9 protein-coding genes are annotated in these 11533 nt (G+C 53.3%); 7 read left to right on the plus strand and 2 right to left on the minus strand.

The window, feature by feature from the left end:
* Positions 1–78 precede the first annotated feature (78 nt).
* The 6 genes from PBA01S_RS16520 to PBA01S_RS16545 all read left to right on the plus strand — a co-directional run bounded on the left by PBA01S_RS16520 (position 79) and on the right by PBA01S_RS16545 (position 7822).
* Positions 79–987, plus strand: coding sequence for a GNAT family N-acetyltransferase (locus tag PBA01S_RS16520; RefSeq protein WP_028538013.1), 909 nt, complete (start codon positions 79–81; stop codon positions 985–987).
* A gap of 58 nt (positions 988–1045) precedes the next feature.
* Complete coding sequence (locus tag PBA01S_RS16525; protein WP_307719269.1) at positions 1046–2626, plus strand: response regulator transcription factor; 1581 nt, start codon at positions 1046–1048, stop codon at positions 2624–2626.
* Positions 2627–2629: 3 nt separating this feature from the next.
* Positions 2630–4450: a cache domain-containing sensor histidine kinase gene (locus PBA01S_RS16530; RefSeq protein ID WP_051416834.1), complete on the plus strand. Its 1821-nt coding sequence runs from the start codon at positions 2630–2632 to the stop codon at positions 4448–4450.
* A gap of 199 nt (positions 4451–4649) precedes the next feature.
* Positions 4650–6002 carry an ABC transporter substrate-binding protein gene (locus PBA01S_RS16535; protein ID WP_127576362.1) on the plus strand — a complete coding sequence of 451 codons (1353 nt, stop codon included), beginning with the start codon at positions 4650–4652 and terminating at the stop codon, positions 6000–6002.
* Positions 6003–6105: 103 nt separating this feature from the next.
* Positions 6106–7002, plus strand: coding sequence for a carbohydrate ABC transporter permease (locus PBA01S_RS16540; RefSeq protein WP_028538009.1), 897 nt, complete (start codon positions 6106–6108; stop codon positions 7000–7002).
* Entirely contained in the window at positions 6995–7822 is an 828-nt protein-coding gene (locus tag PBA01S_RS16545) for a carbohydrate ABC transporter permease (RefSeq protein WP_127576363.1), read from the plus strand. The genes PBA01S_RS16540 and PBA01S_RS16545 overlap by 8 nt, the downstream gene beginning before the upstream one ends.
* Positions 7823–7837: 15 nt before the next feature.
* On the opposite strand, the gene PBA01S_RS16550 is transcribed toward PBA01S_RS16545, so the two are convergent.
* A complete protein-coding gene (locus PBA01S_RS16550) occupies positions 7838–9136 on the minus strand; it encodes an alpha-glucosidase/alpha-galactosidase (protein ID WP_127576364.1) in 1299 nt (432 codons plus the stop codon).
* 155 nt (positions 9137–9291) lie between these two features.
* On the opposite strand from PBA01S_RS16550, the gene PBA01S_RS16555 reads away from it, so the two are divergent.
* Positions 9292–10152 carry a helix-turn-helix transcriptional regulator gene (locus tag PBA01S_RS16555; protein ID WP_127576365.1) on the plus strand — a complete coding sequence of 287 codons (861 nt, stop codon included), beginning with the start codon at positions 9292–9294 and terminating at the stop codon, positions 10150–10152.
* 63 nt (positions 10153–10215) lie between these two features.
* On the opposite strand, the gene PBA01S_RS16560 is transcribed toward PBA01S_RS16555, so the two are convergent.
* Positions 10216–11406: an ROK family protein gene (locus PBA01S_RS16560; protein WP_028538005.1), complete on the minus strand. Its 1191-nt coding sequence runs from the start codon at positions 11404–11406 to the stop codon at positions 10216–10218.
* Positions 11407–11533: the final 127 nt, after the last annotated feature.

The following is an 11533-nucleotide window of genomic DNA, read 5'->3' on the forward strand; positions in this document are numbered from 1 at the left end:
GAAGATGCTATAGTGCGCCATTGACCCGGTCTTATATAATAGGGACGACTGGAAATAACTATCGGCGGAGGACCCCATATGGACATTCAGATATCGGCCTTAAGTTCGGAGCGGCTGGAGGACTTCAAGGCGTATTGCCGGAAGCATCGTCAGGAGGTCGACGATTCCTTCCTGTATGAAGAGGATTTGACGGAATTTCAAATTCACGAAGAACACCCCACCTATATCGCTGTTAATAGGGAGGGAGAGTTGATTGGCACTGCTTCCATTATTGCTGATGCCTATCAGCGGAAAGGCCTGCAGGCGCGTTTTCGCATTTTGCATAGCGAGACGGGAGATCTGGCGGTGTATCGGCGCTTGCTTGACGAAATCGTGAAGCATGGCGAGGGCTTGGACAAGATGTTTATTTTTGTCCCGTCCGTCAATCCCGGGCTGATGGAGATCGTTCCGCAGCTTGGTTTTCAGGTGGAGCGGTACTCCTTCCTGTTGGTGAACGAGCAGCTGGAGCCTGTGCCCTATGAAATTCCGAAAGGCTACAGTCTGCGCGGGTTTCGTCCCGGGGAGGACGAGGGAGCCTGGTGCGCCGTGCGGAACGCCGGCTTCTCCCAGTTAAAAGGCAGCCAGACACCGATCACACCGGATATGGCGGCGAAGTATGCCAAGGAGGCGGATTATCTGGACGGCGGGATGATCTTCTTGGTTCATGAGGGACGGCCGGTCGGCATCGTGCGCTGTTCGGACGATGAATATCTGGATGCGCCGATCATGAACATCGGTTCGTTGGCGCTTCTCCCTGAATATCAGGGGAAGGGGCTGGGACGTCTGCTGCTGCGGCGGGCCATGGAGTTTGGCCGGGAAAGCGGCTATCACCGGACTATCCTGTGCGTGAATGCGGAAAATGAACGGGCGAAGGCCTTATATCTTCAAGAAGGATTCAAAGAGGTGGAATACGCTGTGAATTATCGGCTGGATCTGCGGTGTCGGTGAGCGGCGGGAGTCCGCCGGTTCACTTTTTTGTAACCGCTGTCATCAGGAGTGAACATTCATGGAAGCTGGGGGGATCGATATGAGAGAGCTTTGCCGGGTTCTGATCGTTGATGACGAGCTGTTGGTACGGCAGGGGATTAAGCACCATCTGGATTGGGAGCAGCAAGGATTTCAAATTGTCGGCGAAGCAGCGAATGGCAAAGAGGCGTTAAAGCTGGTGGAGCAACTGTCACCGCATATCGTCATTACGGATATTGTCATGCCGGTGATGGATGGGGAGGAATTTACCCGCGTGCTGAAAGCCCGTTACCCGCAGGTCGAGGTGATTGTGCTCAGCAGCTTTGGGGAGTTCGAGTATGTGCGTTCCACATTCCAGAGCGGTGTCGCGGACTACATCCTCAAGCCCAAGTTGGAGACGGAGGAGCTGTTGCAGGTACTGCAAAGAACTGCCCGCAAAATTCCCGGGCTGGCGCTCCAGGAAGCTGTGCGCGGTGACCTGCCGCTCGTCCGTTTGCTTGAACGGCTGATTGACGGATACGCGCCGGAGGAGGGGGATGCACGGCTGGCGGCAGCTTTCCCCTACGAGCGGTTCCTGCTGACCGGCACGGATGCCGGGTGGATGGCCGGGGAGCCGGAAGGGTACCTGGAGGGACTTGCGGCAGGGCTCGAAAGCCGATTACAGGAGCTGTCTGTTCCGGTGCGGCTCCAAAGTATTGTTACCGGGGACAAACGGTTGCTGATGCTGCTGAATTTTTCCGATGCCGACAGCCAGGAAGTGATCGAGGCGATTCGCGAGTACGCGCGGAACAAGGCGGAGGCGATGCCGGAGACAACGTGGGTGATCGGCAGCGAATTTGCGGAGCTAAACGATTTGGGGAGTATGTATCGGGAGGATTGGCTGAAGCTGCTGAGCTATCGGTTTTATTTTCCGGGGATAACCGTCCTACAGGCGGATGAGTTGCCCCCAGCTCGCGGTCTTCCTGCGTTCGATATGAAGGAATTACTGTCCGGGCTGAAGCGGGGGCAGGCGGAGGAAGTTTTTGCACGAATGCGAGAACTTGCCGCCGAAGCGGCCGGTTGTTACTTGCAAACGCCATTTGAATTCAAATCGTTCCTGGGGAATGCGGTCTTCCATGTCACCCTTGCTGCCTTGGAGCTTCATCGTGAGGCGAAGGAACTGGACGGGTTAAAATACGCTTACTTCAAAGCGATCGATGAAGCGCAGGATGCGACGGGTGCTCTGCAGGCGTTTAACACGTTCTTAAGCGAAGTAGAATCGATCGTTGCCGCCCGCGTTCCGCTCCCCGGCGACGGTAACATGAAGCTGCTGCTCGACTATATCGACGAGCACTATGGCGAGCCGCTCACTTTAACCTCGCTTAGTCGGCATTTTCACTTTAATCCGTCGTATTTATCGAGTTATTTCTCCGCTCACAATGATGAGGGGTTCAGCGAATATTTGAACCGGGTTCGGATTGCCAAGGCGATGGAACTGCTGCGTTCAGATGGATTGCCGATCTCGGAAATCGGCAGCCGCGTCGGTTATTCGGACCCGAGTTATTTCACCAAAGTGTTCAAAAAACATACGGGATTGTCGCCGCGGGAATACCGGCGGCAGCAGCTCGCCAAGAGGGGATGACGGATGAAGTTGATCGAAAAATTTCGCCGCAGCCGTCTGATTTCCAAACTGTTCATCGTCATGACCGTCAGCATCGTTGCCGTGTGTCTGCTCACCTCGTTGATCACCATCCGCATGGCGGAGCGGCTGTTTGCTGAGACGTTCAGTATCACCAACGGGAAGGTATTAAATCAGATCAATACTGGACTGGAATCATTTAACGATTCCGTCGTTAACGCCGTCACGTTTGCCTCGCAAAGCGGTTCGGTGAAGACGTATCTCACCGGCGGGGATACGAATTCGGTGGCGATGTCGAAGGTTTACTACCGCATGGCGGAGCAGATGGAGCAAATCTCGTCCAATCTGGGGGCATATGATGTTGCTGTCACCATTATCGGGGTTAATGGGCGCAGCTATTCCACCGATCCGAATTATTGGCCGGCGTCGCCGCAGGATCTTGCCGACGATCCGTTAACCCGCCAAGCTGCCGCCGAGCCGCTGCGAGTGTTGTACCAATACGATGAGCGGGACGGGAAAGCGGGCAAGGAACGGTTTATTGTGGCTACGAAAGCGTTGGTCGACCGAACCGGCGGGCTTAGTTACGGGATGCTCTATATCGCGATACGGGAGTCAGAGTTTCGGCGTTTTTTTGCCAACTTTACCAGCAACGGCAACGATGTTTTGGTGCTCGATCCTTCTGGAGTCGTGGTCTCCAGCAACCGCACGGAGCTGATCGGCGGCAAGTCGCCGGAGCTGCTACGCGATGTGGAGACGCTGAAGCGCGACCAGCTCGATTATTTAAACGGTACAGCGTTTGGTCAAGATGCCATCATTCTGGCGAATGAGCTTCCGCCTTATCATTTCTATCTGGTGAATCTGATCGACCGGCAGTACACCGCCGGGCAGATCATGAACATCCGCCAACTGGCGCTGATCTGCTTGACTATCATTGGCGCTGCGCTGCTAGTTGTGTTCGTGATCTCACGCCGATTAACGCTGTCGTTAACCCGTCTGGTCCGGCTGATGTCGACCATCACAAAGAAGGATTTCCGCAATTATATCGCTGTCAGCGGCAGTTATGAGGTAAGAGAGCTGAGCAAGGCGTTTAACTACATGCTGGACGAACTGAACGATTATGTGCACCGGCTGCTGGAGACGCAGAAGGAGCAGCGGAACGCCGAGCTCGCCGCATTGCAGCGGCAGATCAACCCGCATTTTCTTTACAATACACTCGCTTCGATCAAGTTGTTGGTGCAGAAGGGCAATAAGGAGACGGCCGCCGAGACGATTAATGCGCTGATCTCCCTGCTGCAAAATACGATCAGCAATGCCAACGAAACGATCACGATCGAGCAGGAACTGGAGAACTTGAAAAACTACGTATTTATCAAGCAAGTCCGGTACGGCGACCGAATCAAGGTAAGCTATTTCGTGTCGCCTGACTGTATGCATTGCAAGGTTCCGAAGCTGATGCTTCAGCCGTTTATCGAAAACGCCTTTTTCCATGCGTTTAACGTCAAAACCGAAGGGACGATCTACATCCTGATCTCGAGAACAGAGCACTCGCTTGTGTGCGAAGTGGCAGACAACGGGGACGGAATGGAAAATGGCGGACAAGAACTAATGCTGGAGCAGCACACCTCTGACGAATCAGTTTCGGGCGCTTCCAAGGGGCGGAGACGGAAGCCTGCGGGTATTGGTATTCAGAACGTTAATCACCGAATCAAGCTGTTGTACGGAGAGTCCTACGGTGTACAGATCTCCAGTGTTAAAGGGCAAGGGACGCAAATTCGCATTGTGCTCCCGTTAATGGAGGAAACGGAGGTTACCGGGGATGCGGTCTAAAGATTTTTCCATTTTCCAAAAAATAGACCACTGCCGCGAAAGCCCCTCCTTCACACGGACAAGAAAATCACCAAACCACACAAAGATATTCCTAACGGCCGGTTCGACCGCAATGCTATCCTAAAAGCGAGTAAAAGGAAGCGCTTACTTATAGGTTGAAAGCGCTGCCCATCATTAAACACGAGGGGGATGAACCGAAATGAGAAAAAGCTTGATTGTGCTGCTAGCCAGTTTACTGCTAACGCTGGTGGTGTCTGCTTGTTCCGGAGGTTCCGGAACTTCAGGAAACGGTGGGAACGCGGCAAATCCAGGTAATTCAGCCGATTCGAGTGCAGGAGACGGCGGGGGAGCGTCGCAAGGCAGCCAGGAAATCACGGTTTGGGCTTGGGATCCCAACTTCAACATTGCGGCATTGAACCTGGCCAAAGAACGCTATGAAGCGAAGCATCCCGACGTGAAGGTGAACATCGTAGAATATGCGCAGGACGATATCGTGCAGAAGTTGAACACCGGGCTCAATTCGGGAACAACCAAAGGGCTACCCAATATTGTGCTGATTGAAGACTACCGGGCGCAAAACTTCCTGCAGGCTTATCCGGATGCATTCCGTGATATGTCTGATGTGATCAAAGCAGAGGATTTCGCCGAGTACAAAATCGGGCCAACCAGCTATAACGGCAAGCAATACGGCGTTCCGTTCGATTCCGGAGCAACAGGGCTGTATGTGCGGACGGATTACCTGGAGCAAGCAGGTTATACCTTGGACGATGTGACGAACATCGATTGGAACCAATATATCGAAATCGGCAAGAAGATCAAAGAAGTTACCGGCAAAGATATGCTGACTCAAGATCCCAACGACCTCGGGTTAATTCGGGTGATGGCGCAGTCAGCAGGAGAGTGGTATCTGAAGGAGGACGGCAAAACGCCAAACTTGGCGGACAATCCGGTAATCAAGGAAGCGCTGGAAACGTACAAAGCGATGTTTGATGCGAATATCGTCAAGATGAATTCGGACTGGAGCCAATTCCTGGCGGCCTTTAACAACGGAGATGTCGCGACCGTGCCTACAGGTAACTGGATTACGCCGTCCGTCAAAGCCGAGGCCTCCCAATCCGGCAAATGGGCGGTTGTCCCAACGCCGAAACTGGCGGGCAGCGCCAATTCCGTGAACGCCTCGAGCCTTGGCGGCAGTTCATGGTATGTCATGAACCTGGACGGTCAGGACGCGGCAGCGAATTTCCTCGCGGAAACGTTTGGTTCGGACAGCGAATTCTACTCCCTGCTGCTGGAGAAGATCGGTGCGATTGGTTCGCTGAAGGCAGCCTCCAGCGGTTCTGCTTATGATAAAGCCGATGATTTCTTTGGCGGCCAGAAGATTTATGCAGATTTCGCGAAGTGGACGGAAGAAGTGCCTAAGGTCAATTACGGGCTGCACACCTATGCGATTGAGGACATTCTGGTCATCGAAGTTCAAAATTACTTAAACGGCAAAGATGTGGACAGCGTCATGCGCGACGCTCAAGCTCAGGCTGAATCCCAGCTGCAATAAGCGAAGCGAAAGGAACTAATGAAACCTTGGGCTGTTCCCAGTTCCAAGGTTTCACTGGTTCTGAGGCGGCCTTGCGGACTACAAAGAGAAGGAGATGAAATCAATGAGAGCATCCGGGCCTGCACTTCGCTTGCGCTGGAAAACTTCGATTATCGGTTGGTCTTTTGTCATTGTTGCGGTGCTGATGATCGCTTGGTTTTATTTCTATCCGATGATCCAAGCCTTCATCCTATCACTGCAAACCGGCACCGGTTCGAACCTGACCTATCACGGGCTGGGGAATTACCGGCGGTTGTTTACAGACTCCATGTTCCTGACCGCGGTCAAAAATACATTGATTTACCTGGTTGTTCAGGTGCCGATCATGGTGTTGTTGGCTTTGGTGCTGTCCGTCGTGTTAAATGACCGGAATTTGAAGTGGAAAGGCTTCTTCCGCACGGCAATTTTCCTGCCTTGCATCACGTCACTGGTCGCGTACTCGGTCATTTTCAAGTATCTGTTTGCAGGCGACGGATTAGTGAATCTGATGCTGCTGCATTTGCACCTCATATCCGAACCGATCCCCTGGATCACCGACCCGTTCTGGGCGAAGGTGACGATCATTATCGCGATCACTTGGCGTTGGACCGGATATAACATGATTTTTTACCTATCAGGGATTCAAAATATCGAGCCGACGATTTACGAAGCGGCCAAAATCGACGGGGCGTCGGCGGTGACGCAGTTTTTCCGGATTACGATTCCGCTCCTGAAACCGATCATCTTGTTTACTTCAATCACTTCGACCATCGGCACGTTGCAGCTGTTCGACGAAGTGATGAACATTACGCAGGGCGGACCTGGGAACGCCAGCTCTACGATCTCGCAGTACATCTACAATCTCTCGTTTAAATACTCGGCAAATTTCGGGTATGCGGCAACGGTGTCGTATTCCATTGTCGTGATGATCATACTCTTATCCATCATCCAGTTTAAAGTGGCAGGTGATCGCGATGCTTAGAGCGGCCAAACGATTTTCGATGTATGCCTTCCTCGCTGTGGCGGCGTTTGTCTCGATTTTTCCGTTTCTATGGATCATCGTGAGCTCAACGAACCCGTCGGTGGACGTCACCCGGGGCAAGCTGCTGCCGGGCTCCCATTTTGGGGCAAACCTGCGCAACCTGCTGGATTCCGTTGATATCCTAAATGCGCTTAAGAATTCGCTGGCCGTCTCCGTCTCCACGACGCTGCTCGCCCTGCTGATCGCTTCACTGGCGGGTTATGGCTTCGAGATTTACCGCAGCAAAGCGAAGGACATGGTATTTAACGTGCTGCTGCTGTCGATGATGCTGCCTTTTGCGGCTTTGATGGTGCCGCTCTACCGCATGTTCGGCCGAATTACCAATCTATTGCCCTTGATCGGTATCGACACGCTGGCCGCGGTTGTGCTGCCGACGATGACGACAGCGTTTCTGATCTTCTTCTTCCGCCAGAGCACCAAGATGTTCCCGAAGGAGCTGCTGGAAGCGGGCCGGATCGACGGTTTATCCGAGCTGGGGATGTTCTTCCGCGTTTATGTGCCTACGATGAAGACAACGTATGCGGCAGCGGCGATTATCACGTTTATGAGCAGCTGGAACAACTATATGTGGCCGCTGATCGTGCTGCAGACGCCACAGAAGCAGACGGTGCCGCTGCTGATCTCGACGCTGGGTTCCAGCTACTCACCGGATTACGGACTGATCATGCTGGCGATCGTTATTTCAACGCTTCCGACGGCCATGGTATTCTTCGTGATGCAGAAGCATTTTGTGGCCGGGATGATCGGGTCGGTCAAATAATTGAGAGACTCGCCATTAGTGATAAGTTGGCAGCCAATCGCCATGCGCTTCGATTAAGTCATCGCACAATGCGATAATATCATCGATGGACAACTCGGCGGACGTGTGGGGATCGAGCATGGCAGCATGGTAGATATGCTCCCTCTTACGGGTAATCGCCGTTTCGATCGTCAAGAGCTGGGTGTTGATGTTCGTCCGGTTTAACGCAGCGCATTGCGGCGGCAGATTTCCTACATAGGTAGGCGTTACGCCGCTGGCATCCACAAGGCAGGGAACTTCCACGCACGCTTCGGATGGCAGGTTCGGGATCAGCCCTGTGTTCATGACGTTGCCTCCGATCTTAAACGGAACATTGGTTTCAATGGCTTCCATGATGTACGAAGCGTACTCGTGCGTGCGTTCATGCTTCAGCTCCCGGTTGTTCACGAGCTCTTCGCGCATGCGCTCCCAATTCGAGATTTGCTCGACACAGCGGCGCGGGTATTCATCCAGCGGAATTTGGAAACGATCGATCAGTTCAGGGTAATTCCGTTTGATGAAATAGGGATGATATTCAGCGTTATGCTCCGACGATTCGGTCACGTAGTAACCAAATTTCAACATTAATTCGAAACGGACCATATCATGATGCGGCTGCTTTTGCTTCTCTGCCGCAAGTCGTTTGATTTCGGGATAGAGGTCAACGCCGTCCCGGGTAACTTCGAGCAGCCAAGCCATGTGGTTGATGCCTGCGATTTTTGCCTGAACCCCGGTTGCGTCCAGACCTAGGCTGTCGAACAATCCGGGCACGCAAACCTGCACGCTGTGGCAGAGACCCACGGTACGAACCTGGCCATATGTATTCATGACGTTGGTCAACACGGCCATTGGGTTCGTGTAGTTGAGGAACAACGCGTCGGGACACACTTCTCGGATATCTGCGGCAAAGTCCAGCATTACCGGAATGGTCCGCAGATTGCGGAAGATACCGCCGATCCCCACTGTATCGGCGATCGTTTGGCGCAGCCCGTATTTCTTAGGAATCTCGAAATCCGTGATCGTACATGGATCGTATCCGCCGACTTGGATGGCGTTGATCACGTACTTCGCACCTCTCAGCGCTTCCTTCCGATCGGTGTAGGCTTTGACGACACACGTGCTGCCGCTGCTATGCTTCAAATTGGTTAGCATGTTCTCGGAATCTTTGAGGCGCTGCAGGTCAATATCGTACAAAGCCAGCTCGAAGCCTTGCAACGCGGGAGTCAACATACAATCGCCTAGTACGTTTTTTGCGAATACTGTACTTCCAGCCCCGATAAATGTAATTTTGGACATGTTTGATCTCCTCCTTTTTCCTCCTCAATATAGCTTTCCGGCTGATGGAAAGGTATGGAGGAATGAAAGGGAAGTATGGAGGAATGTTGTATTTTGGTCTGCCATCCCTTACGCTAGGGAGAGCAGGCCACTATGCGTTCAGGAGGTTGTGAGGATTGTTTCCCGATCACGACTTGTTTGAAGTCCAGATGAACCCCGATGACCGAGAGCGGGATATCACGATTTTGTTTAGCGGACAAGGGCGGCCGCACCCGAACCATCGCATTGGGCCGTCCGTGCATGACTATTTTTTGCTGCATACGGTGTTTGAAGGGAAGGGGACGTATACCTGGGGAGGACAGGAATATTCTTGCCGGACGGGGGATACCTTTGTCATTTTTCCAGAGGGATTGTTCACTTACGAGGCGGATTCCCTAGATCCGTGGCATTACGCATGGGTTGCGTTAAGAGGACCGGGGGTCCTTCGGCAGTTGGCGGATGTTGGCATTACACCGGATAAACCGGTGGTAAGTTCTGAAGAGCCGGAGGAACTACGGGAGTTATACGCTCGGCTGCGATCATCGTTTCGTCAAAGCGACCCTCCGCATTTGGAGAGTCTTGAGGTAGCGGGCTGGATGACGCTGCTGCTGCATCATTTCGGAAGGGTGAATCGGGAGCACCTGCCTCGTAACGCAGCGAAAGAGCCAACGATGATCGACCGGCAGGTAGAGCAGGCGATCCGCTGGTTCCAGCTGCAGTATCCGCAGCAGATCGGTATTGAAGAGCTGGCGCGCAATTTAGGTTACCATCGCGCCCATCTGTTCAGCGCCTTCAAGGCCCGGACAGGACTGTCACCGAAGCAGTACTTGACGAAGGTCAGGATCGAGAAAGCGAAGGAGCTGCTCACCGGCCCGTTAACCATTGACCAAATCGCTTCCTCCGTAGGTTTTAACGATGCGTTATACTTCTCGCGGCTATTTAAGAAATCCACGGGTATGTCCCCTAGTGAGTATCGCAGCAGGAGTGGAAGGGGATAGGAGGACAGCGCTCAGAAACATGCAAAAGGCGCTGTGTGCAAACAACGCCTTTTGCGTGATGTTCTAATCCCCTGACCAGCGCTGCAGCACCATCAAGGCGGCTCCTGTGGCTACGGCGGATTCGGTCAGCTGCCCTTGGGTGAAGAGCGGATTATACTGAGGGTAATGGTACGCATTCTGCTTGGCGACCTCCACCGCAGTATCGAAGACGAGCGGGTGCGCGTTGATCAGCGGGCCGCCCAATACAACATATTCAGGGTGTAACGCATTAATCAGATTCGCCAGCCCGGTTCCGAGGCAGACCGCCGTCTCCTGAAATTGTTCCTTAACCAGCGGATCATCCTGCGACAACGCGTCCACCAGAGTCGCGAAGTTGATCTGCTCCGGGGCTAGGCTGGACAAGACGCTGCTGCGTCCGCTCTTCAGCTCTGCACGTACCCGATCTTCCAGCGCAGGCACGGACACGAAAGCCTCCAAGGCACCGGAGTTGCCTTTATTGCGGAGCTTGGGTCCGTTCATCTGAATGATCATTTGTCCAATCGCTCCCTCGGTATCGGCGGCGCCCCGAAGAATCCGGCCTTCTGACATAGCGGCGGACCGGATATTCACGCCGACGTGTACGTAAAGCGCATGGCGGATCGTGTCCGAGCGCAGGGCCCAGTGTTCGCCGATCAGCGCGGTGTTGGCGCCGTTATCTAGCTGGGCCGGGATACCCAATCTCTCTTCAAGCATGGCACAGATCGGGACGTGGCGCCAGGACGGCGCGGGGAACCACTCCGGTTCGAGGATGATGCCATTCTGATGATCCAACGGGCCTACCGCCCCGATGCCCAGGCCCAGTACGTCGGCGGATGTGATGCCATGCTCATGAAGAAACCTTTTGGCCGTATCGGTAACAAGGTCGGCCAGCACCTCCGGTGTCATGTGTTCATCCATTTTCCAACGAGCCAACGACAACGGGGTCAAATGCATATCATACAAACCGAGAACCGAGTAAATTCGGGAAATCTCCAACCCTAAGATATACCGGTACTTCGGATTGGTTTGGAACAAGATTGGCTTGCGGCCGCCGGTCGAGTTCCCCAGCCCGGAAATGACGAGCAACCCCCGGTTGGTCATCTCCTCCAGGAACCGCGTCATGCTGCTGGGGGTGAGTGAAAATTCGTTCATTAAATCGGCTTTGGAGACGGTGCCGAGAAATGAGATTCGGTCATAAATCTGTTTCTTAATAGAAGGATTGGAATGAGTCAACATTGATTAAGGTCTCCATTTCCAAGTTCATACTGCGGGATATTTTTAGGTATCAAATATAAAGTATAAAGGGAGTTGGAGTGTAAAACCAGCCCCTCTGAACTTTGATCAGAACGATAGATTAAGGATG

The organism is Paenibacillus barengoltzii NBRC 101215 (assembly GCF_004000745.1).
GTDB lineage: Bacteria > Bacillota > Bacilli > Paenibacillales > Paenibacillaceae > Fontibacillus > Fontibacillus barengoltzii.